The organism is Stenotrophomonas sp. Ste96, from assembly GCF_024519495.1.
GTDB classification, from domain to species: domain Bacteria; phylum Pseudomonadota; class Gammaproteobacteria; order Xanthomonadales; family Xanthomonadaceae; genus Stenotrophomonas; species Stenotrophomonas bentonitica_A.
Genome location: NZ_JALJRX010000001.1, coordinates 1,276,852 through 1,293,075 on the forward strand (window position 1 = coordinate 1,276,852; position 16,224 = coordinate 1,293,075).

Annotated in this window: 18 protein-coding genes; 9 read left to right on the top strand and 9 right to left on the bottom strand. The window is 67.9% G+C overall.

Annotated features, from left to right (window positions below; genetic code table 11):
* Window positions 1-20: 20 nt before the first annotated feature.
* The 3 genes from rpiA (at window position 21) to OC373_RS05820 (ending at window position 2,076) form a co-directional block, all read left to right on the top strand.
* Window positions 21-668 carry a ribose-5-phosphate isomerase RpiA gene (gene rpiA / locus OC373_RS05810; protein WP_261997244.1) on the top strand — a complete coding sequence of 216 codons (648 nt, stop codon included), beginning with the start codon at window positions 21-23 and terminating at the stop codon, window positions 666-668.
* 47 nt (window positions 669-715) lie between these two features.
* The gene (locus OC373_RS05815) at window positions 716-1,168 is read left to right on the top strand and encodes a DUF192 domain-containing protein (RefSeq protein WP_070425839.1); all 453 of its coding nucleotides are present in this window, start codon (window positions 716-718) and stop codon (window positions 1,166-1,168) included.
* A 62-nt stretch (window positions 1,169-1,230) separates the two neighbouring features.
* The gene (locus OC373_RS05820; protein WP_019183851.1) at window positions 1,231-2,076 is read left to right on the top strand and encodes a tetratricopeptide repeat protein; all 846 of its coding nucleotides are present in this window, start codon (window positions 1,231-1,233) and stop codon (window positions 2,074-2,076) included.
* Window positions 2,077-2,105: 29 nt separating this feature from the next.
* Here OC373_RS05820 and OC373_RS05825 read toward each other — a convergent pair whose 3' ends face one another.
* Entirely contained in the window at window positions 2,106-2,297 is a 192-nt protein-coding gene (locus OC373_RS05825) for a rubredoxin (protein WP_037553342.1), read from the bottom strand.
* Between the two features lie 72 nt (window positions 2,298-2,369).
* Between OC373_RS05825 and thiE the strand changes: the two genes are divergently transcribed.
* Window positions 2,370-3,002 carry a thiamine phosphate synthase gene (thiE, locus tag OC373_RS05830; RefSeq protein ID WP_261997245.1) on the top strand — a complete coding sequence of 211 codons (633 nt, stop codon included), beginning with the start codon at window positions 2,370-2,372 and terminating at the stop codon, window positions 3,000-3,002.
* Window positions 3,003-3,017: 15 nt separating this feature from the next.
* Window positions 3,018-4,307, top strand: a complete 1,290-nt coding sequence (gene hemL / locus OC373_RS05835) for a glutamate-1-semialdehyde 2,1-aminomutase (RefSeq protein WP_261997246.1) — start codon at window positions 3,018-3,020, stop codon at window positions 4,305-4,307.
* Between the two features lie 59 nt (window positions 4,308-4,366).
* Here hemL and azu read toward each other — a convergent pair whose 3' ends face one another.
* Window positions 4,367-4,825, bottom strand: a complete 459-nt coding sequence (gene azu / locus OC373_RS05840; RefSeq protein WP_070425842.1) for an azurin — start codon at window positions 4,823-4,825, stop codon at window positions 4,367-4,369.
* 113 nt (window positions 4,826-4,938) lie between these two features.
* Between azu and OC373_RS05845 the strand changes: the two genes are divergently transcribed.
* Window positions 4,939-5,550 carry an HAD-IA family hydrolase gene (locus OC373_RS05845; RefSeq protein ID WP_261997247.1) on the top strand — a complete coding sequence of 204 codons (612 nt, stop codon included), beginning with the start codon at window positions 4,939-4,941 and terminating at the stop codon, window positions 5,548-5,550.
* Window positions 5,551-5,582: 32 nt separating this feature from the next.
* Here OC373_RS05845 and OC373_RS05850 read toward each other — a convergent pair whose 3' ends face one another.
* Window positions 5,583-6,812, bottom strand: coding sequence for an acetylornithine transaminase (locus tag OC373_RS05850; protein WP_261997248.1), 1,230 nt, complete (start codon window positions 6,810-6,812; stop codon window positions 5,583-5,585).
* A 65-nt stretch (window positions 6,813-6,877) separates the two neighbouring features.
* Between OC373_RS05850 and OC373_RS05855 the strand changes: the two genes are divergently transcribed.
* Window positions 6,878-7,750 carry an ion transporter gene (locus tag OC373_RS05855; protein ID WP_019183844.1) on the top strand — a complete coding sequence of 291 codons (873 nt, stop codon included), beginning with the start codon at window positions 6,878-6,880 and terminating at the stop codon, window positions 7,748-7,750.
* Between the two features lie 40 nt (window positions 7,751-7,790).
* Here OC373_RS05855 and OC373_RS05860 read toward each other — a convergent pair whose 3' ends face one another.
* Window positions 7,791-8,756 (bottom strand): YiiG family protein, encoded by a 966-nt coding sequence (locus OC373_RS05860; RefSeq protein ID WP_261997249.1) that lies wholly within the window; start codon window positions 8,754-8,756, stop codon window positions 7,791-7,793.
* Window positions 8,757-8,846: 90 nt separating this feature from the next.
* Window positions 8,847-9,665 carry an NAD(P)-dependent oxidoreductase gene (locus tag OC373_RS05865; protein WP_070425847.1) on the bottom strand — a complete coding sequence of 273 codons (819 nt, stop codon included), beginning with the start codon at window positions 9,663-9,665 and terminating at the stop codon, window positions 8,847-8,849.
* A gap of 116 nt (window positions 9,666-9,781) precedes the next feature.
* Here OC373_RS05865 and OC373_RS05870 point away from each other — a divergent pair, with 116 nt between their 5' ends.
* Entirely contained in the window at window positions 9,782-10,453 is a 672-nt protein-coding gene (locus OC373_RS05870; RefSeq protein ID WP_070425848.1) for a hypothetical protein, read from the top strand.
* Between the two features lie 20 nt (window positions 10,454-10,473).
* Here OC373_RS05870 and OC373_RS05875 read toward each other — a convergent pair whose 3' ends face one another.
* A complete protein-coding gene (locus tag OC373_RS05875) occupies window positions 10,474-11,136 on the bottom strand; it encodes a phosphotransferase (protein WP_070425849.1) in 663 nt (220 codons plus the stop codon).
* Between the two features lie 102 nt (window positions 11,137-11,238).
* Between OC373_RS05875 and OC373_RS05880 the strand changes: the two genes are divergently transcribed.
* Entirely contained in the window at window positions 11,239-13,242 is a 2,004-nt protein-coding gene (locus tag OC373_RS05880) for a bifunctional DedA family/phosphatase PAP2 family protein (protein WP_261997250.1), read from the top strand.
* Between the two features lie 51 nt (window positions 13,243-13,293).
* Here the strand turns inward: OC373_RS05880 and OC373_RS05885 are convergent, their stop codons facing one another.
* The 3 genes from OC373_RS05885 to OC373_RS05895 form a co-directional block, all read right to left on the bottom strand.
* Window positions 13,294-13,872 (bottom strand): LON peptidase substrate-binding domain-containing protein, encoded by a 579-nt coding sequence (locus tag OC373_RS05885; RefSeq protein WP_261997251.1) that lies wholly within the window; start codon window positions 13,870-13,872, stop codon window positions 13,294-13,296.
* Window positions 13,873-13,884: 12 nt separating this feature from the next.
* Entirely contained in the window at window positions 13,885-15,249 is a 1,365-nt protein-coding gene (gene mpl, locus OC373_RS05890; RefSeq protein WP_261997252.1) for a UDP-N-acetylmuramate:L-alanyl-gamma-D-glutamyl-meso-diaminopimelate ligase, read from the bottom strand.
* 333 nt (window positions 15,250-15,582) lie between these two features.
* Window positions 15,583-16,146, bottom strand: coding sequence for an adenylate kinase (locus OC373_RS05895; protein ID WP_261997253.1), 564 nt, complete (start codon window positions 16,144-16,146; stop codon window positions 15,583-15,585).
* Window positions 16,147-16,224 lie beyond the last annotated feature (78 nt).

The following is a 16,224-nucleotide window of genomic DNA, read 5'->3' on the forward strand; positions in this document are numbered from 1 at the left end:
TCCTCCAAGAGTTGCCCGCCATGTCCGAAGCCAAACGCCTGGCCGCTGAAAAAGCCATCGAATACGTCGAAGACGGCATGATCGTCGGCGTCGGTACCGGCTCCACCGTTGCCTACTTCATCGACGCCCTGGCCAGGATCCAGCACCGCATCAAGGGCGCCGTCTCCAGCTCGGACCAGAGCACCGCGCGCCTGAAGCAGCACGGCATCGAGGTGCTCGAGCTCAACCACACCGGCAACCTCTCGCTGTACGTGGACGGTGCCGACGAATGCGACGGAAACAAGAACCTGATCAAGGGCGGCGGCGCCGCGCTGACGCGCGAGAAGATCATCGCCGAGGCCAGCGAGCGCTTCGTGTGCATCATCGACCCGAGCAAGCAGGTCAAGGTGCTGGGCAGGTTCCCGCTGCCGGTGGAGGTGATCCCGATGGCACGCAGCCTGGTCGCCCGCCGCATCCTGGACATGACCGGCGGCCAGCCGGCCTGGCGTGAGGGCGTGGTCACCGACAACGGCAACGTGATCCTGGACATCCACCACCTGGAGATCACCGATCCGGTCAAGCTGGAGCGCGAGCTCAACCAGCTGCCCGGCGTGGTCAGCGTCGGCCTGTTCGCGCGCCGCCCGGCCGATGTGGTGATCATCGGCGGCGAGCCGCCGGTCGTGATCTGACCCCCGTGGCCGGCGCCCGCGCCGGCTGCCCCCAACGAGGCAATCCCATGTCCCTGTCGCGCCTGCTGCCCCTGCTTCTGCTGCTCACCCTGGCCGGCTGTGCCAGCACCAACGCCCGTCACTGGGTGGAGCTGGACGGCAACCGCTACCACGTTGAACTGGCCACCAATGACGACACCCGCGCCCGCGGGCTGATGTTCCGCGACCAGATGCCGGAGGACCACGGCATGCTGTTCATCCATGAACGCGAAGAGCTGCAGGCGTACTGGATGAAGAACACCAAGATCGCCCTGGACATCCTGTACTTCGATGCACAGCGCCGCCTGGTCAGCCAGCAGCGTGACGTGCCACCGTGCTCGGCCGGTGACCGTTGCCCGCCCTACCCCAGCAGCGAGCCGGCCCGTTACGTGCTGGAACTCAATGCCGGGCAGGCCGAAAAGATGAAGCTCAAGGACGGTACCGAACTGAAGTTCGGCCCCGGCATCGCCGACGGTAAATAAAAGGGACCCGATAAACGCGCCGCGCCCTTGAATCGCGGCGCGTTTGTCGCCAGTCTTGTCCCATGCAGGGGCAGATCACATTGCCGACGTGGGAATCGCTGGCCGAGCTGGATGACGAGGCGCTGCCTTTGTTGCCGACCGCGCTGCTGATCGCCCGGGACGAATACCCGGACCTGGACCCTGCCGTCTACGACGCGGTCCTGCAGAGCCACGCCGACCACCTGCGCACCGAGATCGCCACGATCGACATGTGGCCGCTGAAGATCGCCGCGGTCAACCGCCATCTGTTCGACGAGCTGGGCTACAGCGGCGACCATGGCGAATACTACGACCCGCGCAACAGCTATCTGAACCAGGTCTTCGAGCGCCGCCTGGGCAACCCGATTTCACTGGCGCTGGTGCAGATGGAAGTCTCGCGCCGGCTCGGCATCCCGCTGGACGGGGTGTCCTTCCCCGGCCATTTCCTGGTGCGCCTGCCGCTCAACGACGGCGTGCTGGTGATGGACCCGTTCAACGGCGGCCGCCCGCTTGGCGTGGAAGAACTGCGCGAACGCGCCCGCTCGCACCTGGGCGGTGAAGTGCCCGACGACGATGTGCTGGCACAGATTCTGGACCCGGCCCCGGCGCGCGCGATCCTGATGCGGATGCTGCGCAACCTGCATGGCGTCTATGTGGAACGCGGTGAATGGGACCGTGCCGCGCGCAGTGCCGACCGCCTGCTGAAGCTCGCTCCGGAACAGGACGATGCCCTGCGCGACCGCGGCATGGCCTACCTGCAGCTGGACTACGAGGCGGGCGCGCGCAACGACCTGGGGCTGTACCTCAAGCGCAATGCCAAGGCCAGCGACGCCCAGTACGTGCGCGAGAAGCTGGTCAGCCTGGGTGGCGCGGTGCCGCGCCTGCATTAAAGGCGCCATGACACGGCGCCGGCCCGGCCTCAGTCGACTTCGACCATCTCGAAATCGTCCTTGGTCACGCCGCAATCCGGGCACGTCCAGGTATCGGGAATGTCTTCCCAGCGCGTGCCCGGGGCGATGCCCTCTTCCGGCAACCCGTCTTCTTCCCGGTACAGGAAGCCGCAGACAACGCACATCCAGGTGCGGAAGGTGGTGGCGGTAGCGTCGGTCATCGGATAATCACGGCAGGACAAGAGCTGACAGCGCTCATTGTCCCACTCCCGTTGCGCTACCGGTAGCCATTGATGAATCACGCTTCAGCCCCCACGCCGCCCCGCGGCGTCTACCTCATCACCCCCGACGAACCCGATACCGCACGATTGCTGGCGCGCACCGCGCCGCTGTTGGCGGCCGGCGCCACCTGGCTGCAGTACCGCAACAAGACCGCCGATGCCGCCCTGCGCCTGGAGCAGGCGACCGCGCTGCAGGCGCTGTGCGCGCCGCACGGCGTGCCATTGATCATCAATGACGACCCGGCGCTGGCCCATGCCGTGGGCGCCGCTGGCGTGCACCTGGGCGGCACCGACGGCGACATCGGCGCGGCGCGCGCCCTGCTGGGCCCCGACGCCATCATCGGCGCGTCCTGCTACGACCAGCTGGCCAATGCCGCGCGTGCCGTGGCCGAAGGGGCCAGTTATGTGGCCTTCGGCGCGTTCTTCCCCACCACCACCAAGGTCACCGCCAGCCGTGCCACGCCGGACCTGCTGCGGCAAAGCGCCGCACTGGGCGTGCCGCGGGTGGCGATCGGCGGGCTCAGCCCGGACAATGTGGGTCCCATCATCGCGGCCGGCGCCGACCTGGTGGCCGTGGTCAGCGGCATTTTCGCCGTCCCCGACCCGGTTGCCACCCAGCGCGCCTTCCTCGCCCAGTTTCCGTAAGACCCAGGACACCCCATGAACCACGACCAGTCCCACGCCCTGTTCACCCGCGCCCAGAAACTGCTGCCGGGCGGCGTCAACTCGCCCGTGCGCGCGTTCAAGTCGGTCGGCGGCGAGCCGTTCTTCGTGCAGCGTGCCGACGGCGCGTACCTGTACGACGTGGACGGCAACCGCTACATCGATTACGTCGGCTCCTGGGGCCCGATGATCGTCGGCCACAACCACACCGCGGTGCGCCAGGCGGTCAAGCAGGCGATCGGCAACGGCCTGTCCTTCGGTGCGCCGTGCGAAGCGGAAGTGACCATGGCCGAAACGCTGACCCGGCTGGTGCCGTCCTGCGAGATGGTGCGCATGGTCAACTCCGGTACCGAGGCCACGCTGTCGGCGATCCGGCTGGCGCGCGGCGCCACCGGCCGCACCCGCATCGTCAAGTTCGAAGGCTGCTATCACGGCCACGGCGATTCGTTCCTGGTCAAGGCCGGCAGCGGCATGCTGACCCTGGGCGTGCCGACCTCGCCGGGTGTCCCGGCTGGCCTGAGCGAACTCACCCTGACCCTGCCCTACAACGATTTCGAGGCCGCCACCGCGCTGTTCGCCGAACAGGGCGAGCACATCGCCGGCCTGATCATCGAGCCGGTGGTCGGCAACGCCAACTGCATCCCGCCGCGCGAGGGCTACCTGCAGCACCTGCGCGCGCTGTGCACGCAGTACGGCACGGTGCTGATCTTCGATGAAGTGATGACCGGCTTCCGCGTGGCCCTCGGCGGCGCGCAGGCGCATTACGGCGTCACTCCGGACCTGACCACCTTCGGCAAGATCATCGGCGGCGGCATGCCGGTGGGTGCCTATGGCGGCCGCCGCGAGCTGATGTCGCAGATTTCCCCGGCTGGCCCGATCTACCAGGCGGGCACGCTCAGCGGCAATCCGGTGGCGATGGCCGCGGGCCTGGCGATGCTGGAACTGGTGCAGGAACCGGGCTTCCATGATCGCCTGAGTGCCACCGCTGCGCGCCTCTGCGCCGGGCTGGAAGCCGCGGCGGCCGAGGCCGGCGTGGCGGTGACGACCACCCAGGTCGGCGCCATGTTCGGCCTGTTCTTCACCGACCAGAAGGTGGAAACCTACGCCCAGGCGACGGCGTGCGACATCACCGCGTTCAACACCTTCTTCCACGCGATGCTGGAGCGCGGTGTGTTCCTGGCCCCCTCGGCCTACGAGGCCGGCTTCCTGTCCAGCGCCCACGACGACAGCATCATCGATGCGACCATCGAGGCCGCGCGCGAAGCCTTCAAGCTCGTCAAAGGCTGATGGGAGGCGGTAGGTGACGACCGTTGGTCGTCACGCCGTCCACCGGCCGGCATCGGCGCTCAGCCGAACAGAAAACGGCCTTTCATCATCGCGAAGTGCCCCGGGAACGAGCAGAAGAACGTGTAGTCGCCGCCCTTGGCCAGCTTCGCGGTCGAGAAGGTGACGCTGGTGGTCTGCCCGCCCCCGATCACCGGGGTATGCGCCAGCACACGCGCATCGCCCTTGGGCAGGTAGCTGTCGGCCAGGGTCGTGCGCATGCCGGCCATCGCCACCGGCTGGTAATCCGCGGTGCGGGTCAGCACCCAGTTGTGGCCCATCGCGGTCGCGGCAAGCTTGCCGGTGTGGCGCAGGGTCAGCTTCACCTGGGTGCAGTCCGCCGCAACCTTGATCTCCTTCTGGCTGAAGCTCATCTGGTCGGTGCTGTCGATGGCGATCGCGCAGACGCGCGCATGGGCGGCCGGGGCCAGCATCAGGCCGGCAAGCAACACGGGGGCAAGCAGTTTCACGGCGATCTCCATCGAACAGTCCACGCGATTCTAGAGTCCGTGCCCACGCCCGGCCTGCGACGCGATGTCGCAGCAAGCGCCCCGACTGCGGTACGGTCAGCGTTGGACCCGGACAAGAGTGCGCGATGACCGATGCCGTGGAGGAGCTGCTGCTGGATTTCGATGGCGTGCTGGTGCGCCATGCGCGGCATTTGCGCGTGCGTCACCTGGCCGCCAGCACCGGCTGCAGCGTCGCACAGGTGCACGCCGCCCTGTTCGACAGCGGCCTGGAGCAGCAGCATGACGCCGGCCTGGACAGCACGCTGTACCTGCAACAGTTGGGCGCGGCATTGGGCGGCACGGTGAGCATCACGCAGTGGCAGGACGCCCGCATCGCCGCGTCCATGCCACAGGCCGGGGTCATCGAACGCATCGAACAGGTTGCACGCCGCATGCCGATCGCGATCCTGACCAACAACGGCGCGCTGATGGTGGACACCATCCCGCGCATCCTGCCCACCCTGGCCGCTGCGCTGCGCGGGCGCATCCTGTGCAGCGGCGCGCTGGGCGCTCGCAAGCCGGACCCGGCCGTATTCGTGCAGGCGATGGCGCTGTTGGGCGCACGCGCCGGGCGCACGTTGTTCGTCGATGACCTGTTCACCAACGTGCGCGGTGCGCGTCAGGCAGGATTGCGGGCGGAAACCGCCACCGACAGTCGCAGCATCGGCAAGGTGTTGAAGCGGTACGGCCTGACGTAGGGCCGACCAACGGTCGGCTCTACCGCTGTTGGTTATCGCGAGGCGATGAAGGATTGCACCGCCGCGCGCAGGCGCTTGAGGCCTTCGGCGATTTCTTCATCGGTGATGTTCAGCGACGGCACGAAACGCAGCACGGCCGGGCCGGCCTGCAGGGTCAGCAGGCCGTGTTCGGCGGCGTGGTCGAGGATGGGACCGGCCTGGCCGGCAAAATCCTTGTCCAGCACCGCGCCCAGCATCAGGCCGCGGCCGCGGACCTGGCTGAACACCTTGAACTCGTCGTTGATCCTGCCCAGCCCATCGCGCAGCGCCTGCGACTGACGGCTGACGTTGTGTGCGATCTCCGGCGAGGACAGCTTGCGCAGCGCCACGCGCGCGACGGCCGCGGCCAGCGGGTTGCCGCCGAAGGTGGTGCCGTGGGCACCGAACTGCATCACCTCGGCCACCTTCGGGCCGGCCAGCATCGCGCCGATCGGGAAGCCGCCGCCCAGCGCCTTGGCCAGGGTGACGATGTCCGGCTTGATGTTGTCCTGCCAATGCGCGAACAACGTGCCGGTACGGCCCATGCCCGCCTGGATCTCATCGAGCACCACCAGCGCGTTGTGCTGGTCGCACAGCTCGCGCACGCGCTGCAGGAAGCCCGGCTTGGCCGGCATCACGCCACCCTCGCCCTGGATCGGCTCGAGCATCACCGCGGCCACATCGCCGGCGGCCATCGCGGTTTCCAGCTGGACCTCGTCGTTGAAGTCGACATAGCGGAAGCCACCGGGCAGCGGCTCGTAGCCTTCCTGGTACTTCGGCTGGGCGGTGGCGGTGACCGCGGCCAGCGTGCGGCCGTGGAAGCTGCCGCGGAAGGTCACGATCACGCGCTGGTGCGCCGGGCGGCCCAGCGAAGAGGCCCACTTGCGGACCAGCTTGATCGCCACCTCATTGGCTTCGGCGCCGGAGTTGCACAGGAACACGCGCTCGGCGAAGCGCGAGGCGGTGACCAGCTCCTCGGCCAGGCGCAGCGGCGGCTCGCTGTAGAACACGTTGCTGGTGTGCCAGAGCTTGCCGGCCTGCTCGATCAGCGCCGCCTTCAGGTCCGGATCGTTGTGGCCCAGGCCGCACACGGCGATGCCGGCGGCCAGATCGATGAACTCGCGGCCCTGGTTGTCCCAGACGCGCGCGCCCTGGCCGCGCTCGAGCACCACCTGGCGCGGTTTGTAGACCGGCAGGTAGTAATGCGACAGGGACAACAGCGGATCGGTGGCAGCGGCGGTCATGGCAGTCAGGGGCTCAGGAAAGATCCCATTCTCGCGCTTTGGGCCGGTGGGGCACAATGCGGCCCATGCGACCGTTCACCGCCCCCCAGCTCAACCCCGCCACCGAGACCGGCTGGCGCCGCCAGTGGTTCGACATCATCTACCGCCACGACACCCGGCCCTCGCGCAATTTCGACCTGCTGCTGGTCTACGCGATCATCGCCAGCGTGGTGGTGGTCATGTTCGACAGCGTGCAGCGCTTCCATGCGGCCTACGCCGACTGGCTGTACGTGCTGGAATGGGGCTTCACGATCGTATTCACCGCCGAGTACCTGCTGCGGCTGGTGGTGGTCAAACGCCCACTGCGCTACGCATTCAGCATCTGGGGCATCATCGATCTGGCCTCGATCCTGCCCACCTACCTGTCGCTGTTCATCCCCGGCGCGCAGAGCCTGCTGGTGGTGCGCGCGCTGCGCATCCTGCGGGTGTTCCGGATCCTCAAGCTGACCCGCTACATCGAAGAAAGCGGCGTGCTGATGGAATCGCTGTGGCGCAGCCGCCGCAAGGTGCTGCTGTTCCTGTTCACGGTGATCACCATCACCATCATCGCCGGCACGATGATGTACGTGATCGAAGGCCCCAACCACGGCTTCACCAGCATCCCCAGCAGCATGTACTGGGCGGTGGTGACCATGGCCACGGTGGGCTTCGGCGACATCGTGCCGCAGACCGTGCTCGGCCGCTTCGTCACCTCGGTGCTGATCCTGATCGGCTACAGCATCATCGCCGTGCCGACCGGCATCTACACCGCCGAACTGGCCAACACCATGCGCGATGCCGAGCATGCCGCGCGCCGTGATGCGCGCGGCTGCCCGCATTGCGGGCTGGAAGGCCACGAACCGGACGCCGTGCATTGCCGCCATTGCGGCGAAAAACTGCCACCGGTCTTCAACGTCTGATGCGTGCGGCGGGCCGCCTCGCAGCCCGCCGCGCGATCACTCAACGCGCGCCGCTGGTCCGCGCCAGGCGGTTGCTCATGTCGACCAGGTCGTTGTAACTGACCAGCAAGGCTTCGGCCGAGCCCTGCGGGTTGCTGATCCGCCCACCGCTCTCCATCAGCATCTGCTCGCTGCGGGTATACGGCTTCTTTGACTCGACGCGCTCGATGCGGCGGCCGGCATCGCGGGCCAGTGCATCGGCGGCGCGCTCCACGTGGCCCCACATCGCATCGCCCTTGCCGATCTTGTCATCCTGCGCCTGCTGCAGCAGCGCCTGGAACGCCGCGAGCTGGGTGCGTGCCACCGCCAGATCGGGCGTCTCGCTGTTGAGCAGCTGCGTGAGCTGCTTGCCATCACCGAGAATCTTGATCTGGTAGTACGCCATCGAGCGGCCTTCGGAAGCTTCAATCTCCTTGAGCTGTTCCGCACGCCGTTCGTCTTCGCGCTTTTCCAGCGCGGCATCCAGCGCGGTGCCTGCGTCGAAGAAGGCCATGTAGGCCTTCATCAGCGGGGCATGCTGGCTGCGCATCCCGGCATGGTCATCGCGCAGGTAGTCCTCGCGGCTGTAGTAACGGTCGGCCTGCTCGATCAGCGCGTACAGGTCGACGAACGTCTTCTGGTAAGCGCTCGCCGCCGGATCCAGCTCGGGCTCGGCCGGCGTTATCGCCAGCGCGGCGACCATCGGCGCATTGCACGCTTCCACGCGATGCGAGAGCACCGTGCCCGGCCCACGCACCTGCTTCTCATTGCCGGTCGGGCCAGCCTCCGGATCCTGCATCCAGCCGATGTACTGCTGGAAGCCTTCGTGGATCGGCTGTTCAACGGCGTTGAAGCAGGCGATGTAGGCGTTCACCTTTTCCACGCCCTGGGTATCGGCAACGCTGCCCGGGCCCTTGCTGCAGGCGCCGAGCAGGCTGATCAAGGCGATGGCGGCGGCGAGCGGTGCGGTCCGTGTGCGGAATGACATGCATGTGTCCATACGATTTGGGGCCCGCACCATAGCAGCCCGGCCTGTGCAGCGTTTGTCATCGCGCACGCGACGCGCACCGCGCACGCGTCAATCCAGGAACAGATCGGGCATCAACGGACGCGACGGATCGACGGCATAGCCACTCAGATCGGTAATGCCGGCCTGCGCCAGCACCTCGTCATCAAGCAGGAACTGCCCACTGAAGCCGGCCGCCTCGCGCGTCAGCACTGCGTGTGCGGCATCGGCAAGGATGGCAGGCGTGCGGCAGCCGCCGATGTCCACGCCGGGAATCATGTTGATCGCGTCAGTGGCGATCACGGTACGCGGCCACAACGCATTGACCGCCACGCCCTGTGGGCCGAACTCCGCGGCCAGGCCAAGCGTGACGAAGCTCATGCCCATCTTCGCCAGCGTGTAGCCGGTATGCGGCGCCCACCACTTCGGGTCCAGGCTTGGCGGCGGCGCGAGGGTGAGAATGTGTGGATTGGGTGCCTGCAGCAGGTGCGGCAGGCAGGCCTGCGCGCACAGGAAGCTGCCGCGTGCGTTGACCTGCTGCATCAGGTCGAAACGTTTCATCGGCGTGTCCAGCGTGCCGCGTAGCCAGATCGCGCTCGCGTTGTTGACCAGGATGTCGATGCCACCGAAGGTATCCACGGTGGCGGCGACGGCCGCACGCACCTGGTCTTCCTCGCGGATGTCGCACTTCAGCGCCAGTCCCTGGCCGCCGGCGGCGGTGACCGCCTCCGCTGCGCTGTGAATGGTGCCGGGCAGCTTGGGGTTGGGCACCGAGGACTTGGCCGCGATGGCGATGTTGGCCCCGTCCCGTGCAGCACGCAGTGCGATGGCCAGGCCGATGCCGCGCGAGGCGCCGGTGATGAACAGGGTCTTGCCTTGCAGACTGGCCATGCGCGGATTCCTTCGATGCGATTGCAGTGAACCGGCATTATGCCGCCCCGGCGCACACACCGGATTCATGCGCCGCGTCGATACTGGGCGTTCACGTTCTGCATGGAATGAGCGACATGACGGCGATCCGCCTTCCCCTGACCGCGCTGGCGCTGGTACTGGCCATGGCTGCCTGCCAGCCCGCCGGCGACCCGTCCACCGCCCCTGTGCAGGCGGCCGCCACCGTTCCCGGTACGGCCGGCGGCACCTCCCCCTTCAGCGAAGCGGCGATCTGGGACGGCGAGGTGGACGCCTGCCGTGGCCAGGCGCCGGTTGCCGATGATTGCCTGTCCAAGGCGATGCAGGCGGCCAAGGCCAGCCCGCAGGCGATCGCCGCGGCCCATCAGCTGGGCGCGCAGGGGAATCCCGGCTACGTCAGCGCATGGCGCGAGCAGGACGGCGTGGGCATTGCCACCATCGAGTACCCGTTCCGTGCCAATACCAATGAAGGCACGCTGCTGGTCGACAGTGCCGGGCATACCGTGGATGTGGATGCGGATGTCCTGCCGGAGATGTCGCGCGCCGATGCAACGGTCAAACCCTTCCTTGATGCGCACCCGGACGCCTCACCGTTCGCCCCCGCCGAGGCCAGCGGCAGTGAAGCGCTGCCCAACGGCGGGCTGCGCCTGATCTACAGCACGCCGCTGCGCACCTGCCATGCCTGCGCGGACGAGGGCATGCTGCGGGTCGCCTACGAGTTCGACGCGCAACGCCGCTTCACCGGCAAGCAGATCCTCGACCTGCGCTGAGCGCCAGGCATCGGCCCCTGCTACGGCTTGGGGCCCTGCCCTTCGTTGTCTTCCCAGTGCAGGATCCTGCGGGTGACGAAGCGGTAGACCGGCTTGCCGGTGCGGAACCAGAGGTCACGCACCCACGAGGTGCGCTTGAGCAGCCGCTTCTCCACCGGCGTCAGCGACGGCCGGCAGTACATGCGCTTGTGCTTGAGCAGGTGGCGCAGGTCCTCGCGGGCCAGCAGGCGCATCCAGCGTGAGCGCGGATTGCCGATCACCGCCAGCTGGAAATCGATCAGGGCCGGCGAGCCGTCTTCGCGCACCAGCCAGTTGGCTTCCTTGGCCAGGTCGTTGTGCGCGATGCCGTGGCGATGGACCTGCTGCAGCAGACGGCGCGCCGCACGGAAGTAGGCCACGTCGCCATGCGGCGGACGCTGGTACATCGCATCGCCGGCCATGAAACTGCGGTCCAGCCAGCGCCCGTTCCAGCCCAGCAACCGCGGCGTGGCGGGCATCCCATCCAGATGCGCCAGCGCGCGCGCCTCGCGCCGGGCCAGCCACCATGCCGGCAGGCGCAGCCACCACGGGGTGGCCTCCAGATCACGGCGCACGAAGCGCTGGCCGTCCTGCTCCATCAGCAGGATGCGGCCGAAGCTGTCGGCTTTGAGGGCGGTCGGGGCGGGATCGGCAGGGCGTGTCATGGCGCCATTCTAGGCGGCTGATCGCGTTCATTCACTGCAGATGCCGCACATTGCCCGCCGCTGGCCGGCAGTCAGTCACTTTGCCCCCCCTATAATCCTCCGATGGACTCGTCATGGATCGATGCCACGCTTGCGTGGATCTCAGCTCACCCCGTGCTTGCCGGTGCGGTCATTTTCCTCATTGCCTTCTGCGATGCGGTCATCGTGCTGGGCGCAATCGTGCCCGCGTTGCCGCTGCTGTTCGCCGTGGGTGTGTTCATCGGCCTGGGCCAGATCTCCGGGCCGTACGCGGTGGCCTGCGCAGCGCTGGGCGCGTTTGCCGGCGACGGCATCAGCTACTGGGTAGGCCGGCGCTGGGGGGATCGCCTGCGCGGCTTCTGGCCCTTCAGCAAGTATCCGCAGCTGCTCGACCGCGGCGAGACGATGTTCCGCCGCAACGCGTTCAAGAGCATCCTGGTGGCGCGCTATGTCGGCGCGATCCGCCCGTTCGTGCCGGCCATCGCCGGCATGATGAAGATGCCGCTCTCGCGCTACTTCCAGGCCAGTGGCATCGCCAGCCTGTCCTGGGCGGTGCTGTTCCTGGCCCCCGGCTGGGTGCTCGGCGAGGCGTATGACGCGGTCGCCGCCGTCGCCGGCCGGCTGGTGATGGTGCTGGGCCTGCTCGGCGTGATCATGGGCCTGGTCTGGGCGATCGTGCTGTACGGCTACCGCTGGTCGGCCTCGCGCATGGACAGCTGGCTGGCCATGCTGTTGAACTGGTCGCAGCGCCATCCAACGCTGGGCCGTTACTCGGTGGCGGTGTTCGATCCCCAGCGGCGTGAATCGGTGCCGCTGGCGATGCTGGCGGTGATGCTGCTGCTGCTTGGCTGGGGCTGGTTCGCCCTGTTGATGGCGGTGGTCGCGCATGGCGAACCGCTGCGGGTCGATCTGGCCGTGCACCACGCCATGCTGGCGCTGCGCAATCCGCTGGCCGATTACCCGATGGCCGCGCTGGCCTCGCTGGGCGCCTGGCAGGTCCTGTTGCCGGCCACGGCCGCCGGCATGGGCTACCTGGTCTGGCGCCGGCGCTGGATGGCGGCCGGTCACTGGCTGGCCGCGCTGGCCTTCGGCCTGGCCCTGTGCAAGCTGCTCGGCGCAACCGTGGATGTGGTCCGGCCGCCGGATGCGAGCAGCGGCTTCGGCTTCCCGTCGGTCTCGGTAACGATGGCCACGATCACCTTCGGCTTCTTCGCCGTGCTGATCGCGCGCGAACTGCCCGGCCGCACCCGCGTGTGGCCCTACCTGCTGTCGGGCATCATCGTCAGCCTGATCGGCTTCGCCCGCATCTACCTCGGCGCCCATTGGCTGAGCGATGTGATCGGCGGCATGCTGTTCGGCCTGTTCTGGCTGCTGGTGCTCGGCATTGCGTACCGCCGCCGCTTCAACCGCTCGTTCTGGGTCAAGCCGGTGGCGTGGCTGTTCTACGGTACCTTCGCCGTGGCCGCGCTCTGGTACGCCCCGCGCAACATCCCGGTGAAACTGGCGCGCTTCGAACCGGCGCAGACGAGCCCGGCGCCGCTGGATGCCCAGGCCTGGTGGACGACCGAGTGGCAGCACCTGCCCTCGCGCCGCAATGAATTCGATGACGACCAGCGCTGGCCGCTGGATGTGCAGGTGGCCGGCCCGCTGGCACCGCTGCAGCGCCGCCTGGAGAGCCAGGGCTGGCGCGTACAGCCGCAGGCCGGCTGGGAGCAGGCGCTGTTGATGCTCGACAAGTCATCGGACAAGGACAAGGTGCCGGTCCTGCCAGCCACCCTGGACACGCAGGTCGAATCGCTGCTGATGCTGCGGGCCGGCAATGCCCCCAACGAGATGTTCGCATTGCGCCTGTGGCCGGCGCCGGCGCGTCTGTCAGCGCCGGTGGATGAGCCGTTGTGGCTCGGCAGTGCGCAGACCCTGCACTACCAGCAGCACTTCAATCTGATCGGGATGTGGCGCCCGATGCGTGGCATCGACCCCTCGCTCAATGCGGTGCGCCAGGCACTGGATGGCCTGCCACAGCAGGTCGACACCCATCCGGATACGCAGATGCCGGTGCTGCGCTTGCGCATTCCCGCGGCCGAATGAGGCAGCGCCGGGATCATCCCGGCCGTTCGTGCAGCGGGGCCTCGCCCCGCGTTACGGCATCCAGTCCAGCAACGCCTGCAGGCGCTGGTGCGGGTCATCGTGCTGCAGCAGCTGCAGGCGCTGCGCATCCTGCAGGGGCAGCAGCTCAGCCAGGCGCCAGCCGACCCAGCTGGCCTGCTCCATCTGCGCCGGGCTGACCGGAGCAAACGCGGCACCGGCCTGTTCGATGATGTGCTCAAGCACGGTCGCCATCAGGGCATGTTCGGGCTGCAGCTCATCGTCGCTGTCGGCCGCACACCAGGTCACCTCGGCAATGATCAGCCCATTGTCGCGCACGCGCGTGCGATCGACATGGAAGCGACGCTGGCCACGCAGGCGCAGCACCAGCACGCCATCGGCGCCCACGTCGAAATCCTCGATCCGCGCCTCCACGCCGTAGGCGGCCGGCACCGCAGGGGCGCCGGTTTCCTCACCGTCCAGGATCATGCAGACACCGAACGCGGTACCGGCGCGGCTGCATTCGCGCAGCATGTCCAGGTAGCGCCGCTCGAACACGCGCAGGCCCAGCGCGGCGCCGGGCAGCAGCACGGTGTGCAGCGGGAACAGGGGCAGTGACGCGGTGTCGGTCATGGCCAGGCCCGCTCAGGACGGCTGCAGCTGTGCCAGGAAGCGCCGCGGCGCGCCGTCGAAGCCACCATTGGACATGAACACCACGTGGTCGCCGGGCATGGCGATCGCGTCCAGGCGCGACAGCAGCGCATCGGTATCCGGCACGGCATACGCGTCGCCTCGCACGGCGGCGATCACGCCGGCCGCATCCCAGGCCAACTCCGGGCGGTGCAGGAACACCACGGCATCGGCACCGTCCAGCGACGGGGCCAGCGCCTGCGCATGCGCGCCCAGCCGCATGGAATTGCTGCGCGGTTCCATCGCCACCACGATGCGGGCTTCACCAACCCTCGCACGCAGGCCCTCGAGGGTGGTGCGGATCGCGGTGGGGTGATGCGCGAAGTCATCGTAGACGGTGACATCGCGCGCCTGGCCGATCACTTCCAGCCGGCGCTTGACGCTGCGGAACGCGGCCAGCGCCGGCATCACCGTGGCCAGTTCGACACCTACCGCATGCGCGGCGGCCAGCGCCGCGAGCCCGTTGAGCACGTTATGGCGACCGAGCAGCGACCAGCGCACTTCACCGATGCGCGCGCCGCGATGGTGCACCACGAACACGCTGCCGTCGGCCTCCACCAGCTCGGCGTGCCATTCCAGCGCAGGATCGAAACCGAAGCGCTCCACCGGCGTCCAGCACCCCATCGCCAGCACCTCGGCGAGATAGGCATCTTCGCCGTTGACGATCAGGCGCCCGCGCGCGGGCACGGTGCGGATCAGGTGATGGAACTGGCGCTGGATCGCGGCCACGTCCGGGAAGATGTCGGCGTGGTCGTATTCGAGGTTGTTGAGGATCGCCACCAGCGGCCGGTAGTGCACGAACTTGCTGCGCTTGTCGAAGAACGCGGTGTCGTACTCGTCGGCCTCGACCACGAACTCGCGGCCGCTGCCGATGCGCGCGGAGACGCCGAAATCCTCCGCCACGCCGCCGATCAGAAAGCCCGGCTCACGCCCGGCGCTGTGCAGCAGCCAGGTCAGGATGGTGGTGGTGGTGGTCTTGCCGTGCGTGCCGGCCACAGCCAGGGTGTCGCGGCCCGGCAGCACCTGCTCGGACAGCCACTGGGCCCCGGAGATATAGCGCTGGCCTGCATCCAGCACGGCTTCCACGGCAGGGTTGCCGCGCGAGAGCGCATTGCCGATCACCACCTCGTCGCAGTCCGGTGCCACGCTGTCGGCGCGGTAGCCCGGATCCAGGGCGATGCCCAGGCGTTCGAGCTGGGTGGACATCGGCGGGTAGATCGCCTGGTCGCTGCCGCGGACCGTATGGCCCTTCTCGCGTGCCAGCGCGGCCACGCCGCCCATGAAAGTGCCTGCAATACCAAGAATGTGGATCGTGCTCATGCCTGCGATTGTCGCCGATCATCACCGTCGATGGACATCGCCGTCAGATAACTCCTAGTCGAGTATCAGAGAAGTCCATCACGGTGTCAGGGAAATCCCGATAGCGCCGTACTGTGAAGACGGACACAATTCCATGGGCCAGCCGCAGCACCCCATTGGTCCTACTCCCCAAGAGGCCATCCCCAGGGGGGCTCATGCTGCGGGGCTCTGAGCAAGCCCGCTCGCTGGCACCTTCAAACCACACGCCTGGTCCCTTCGGGGGCCGGGCGTGTGTGTTTCAGGCACTGGGCAGCGCACTGCCCGTGCGGTGCCGCCGTAGCGGCACCGACCGGATCAGGCCTGGATCGCGGCGCGGATGCGCGCTTCCACGTCGTTCAGTTCACCCACGCCATCAACGCGTGCGAGCGTGCCACGGCCGGCATAGAAATCCACCACGGGCGCGGTCTGGTCGTTGTAGACCTGCAGGCGCTGACGCACCGATTCGGGGTTGTCATCGGCACGGCCCTGCTCGGCGGCGCGGCCGGCGATGCGCTCGACCAGCAGTTCGGTCGGCACGTCCAGCTGCACGACCGCATCCAGCGGCTGGCCGATCTTGGCCAGCAGGCTGTCCAGCGCATTGGCCTGGGCCACGTTGCGCGGGTAACCATCCAGGATGAAGCCCTTGGCCACATCGTCCTGGCCCAGGCGCGTCTCGAGCATGCCCAGCAGGATGTCATCGGACACCAGGTTGCCGGCATCCATCACGGCCTTGGCCTGCTTGCCCAGCTCGGTCCCCGCCGCCACTTCGGCACGCAGCAGGTCGCCGGTGGAAATGTGCGCAATCGAAAGATGTTCCTTCAGGCGCGTCGCCTGCGTCCCCTTGCCCGAACCGGGCGGTCCCAACAGAACCAATCGCATCAACCTGACTCCAACGTGGTAAGAAAATGGAAGGGCGCGCGCCCCGGGATTGTCCACAATCACGCTGCACCGCAATAC

What these genes read in the sequence shown, in the direction of transcription:
- rpiA (WP_261997244.1), top strand. Translation starts at nt 21, where the DNA reads ATGTCCGAAGCCAAACGCCTGGCCGCTGAAAAAGCCATCGAATACGTC.
- OC373_RS05815 (WP_070425839.1), top strand. Translation starts at nt 716, where the DNA reads ATGTCCCTGTCGCGCCTGCTGCCCCTGCTTCTGCTGCTCACCCTGGCC.
- OC373_RS05820 (WP_019183851.1), top strand. Translation starts at nt 1,231, where the DNA reads ATGCAGGGGCAGATCACATTGCCGACGTGGGAATCGCTGGCCGAGCTG.
- OC373_RS05825 (WP_037553342.1), bottom strand. Translation starts at nt 2,297, where the DNA reads ATGACCGACGCTACCGCCACCACCTTCCGCACCTGGATGTGCGTTGTC.
- thiE (WP_261997245.1), top strand. Translation starts at nt 2,370, where the DNA reads ATGAATCACGCTTCAGCCCCCACGCCGCCCCGCGGCGTCTACCTCATC.
- hemL (WP_261997246.1), top strand. Translation starts at nt 3,018, where the DNA reads ATGAACCACGACCAGTCCCACGCCCTGTTCACCCGCGCCCAGAAACTG.
- azu (WP_070425842.1), bottom strand. Translation starts at nt 4,825, where the DNA reads ATGGAGATCGCCGTGAAACTGCTTGCCCCCGTGTTGCTTGCCGGCCTG.
- OC373_RS05845 (WP_261997247.1), top strand. Translation starts at nt 4,939, where the DNA reads ATGACCGATGCCGTGGAGGAGCTGCTGCTGGATTTCGATGGCGTGCTG.
- OC373_RS05850 (WP_261997248.1), bottom strand. Translation starts at nt 6,812, where the DNA reads ATGACCGCCGCTGCCACCGATCCGCTGTTGTCCCTGTCGCATTACTAC.
- OC373_RS05855 (WP_019183844.1), top strand. Translation starts at nt 6,878, where the DNA reads ATGCGACCGTTCACCGCCCCCCAGCTCAACCCCGCCACCGAGACCGGC.
- OC373_RS05860 (WP_261997249.1), bottom strand. Translation starts at nt 8,756, where the DNA reads ATGTCATTCCGCACACGGACCGCACCGCTCGCCGCCGCCATCGCCTTG.
- OC373_RS05865 (WP_070425847.1), bottom strand. Translation starts at nt 9,665, where the DNA reads ATGGCCAGTCTGCAAGGCAAGACCCTGTTCATCACCGGCGCCTCGCGC.
- OC373_RS05870 (WP_070425848.1), top strand. Translation starts at nt 9,782, where the DNA reads ATGACGGCGATCCGCCTTCCCCTGACCGCGCTGGCGCTGGTACTGGCC.
- OC373_RS05875 (WP_070425849.1), bottom strand. Translation starts at nt 11,136, where the DNA reads ATGACACGCCCTGCCGATCCCGCCCCGACCGCCCTCAAAGCCGACAGC.
- OC373_RS05880 (WP_261997250.1), top strand. Translation starts at nt 11,239, where the DNA reads ATGGACTCGTCATGGATCGATGCCACGCTTGCGTGGATCTCAGCTCAC.
- OC373_RS05885 (WP_261997251.1), bottom strand. Translation starts at nt 13,872, where the DNA reads ATGACCGACACCGCGTCACTGCCCCTGTTCCCGCTGCACACCGTGCTG.
- mpl (WP_261997252.1), bottom strand. Translation starts at nt 15,249, where the DNA reads ATGAGCACGATCCACATTCTTGGTATTGCAGGCACTTTCATGGGCGGC.
- OC373_RS05895 (WP_261997253.1), bottom strand. Translation starts at nt 16,146, where the DNA reads ATGCGATTGGTTCTGTTGGGACCGCCCGGTTCGGGCAAGGGGACGCAG.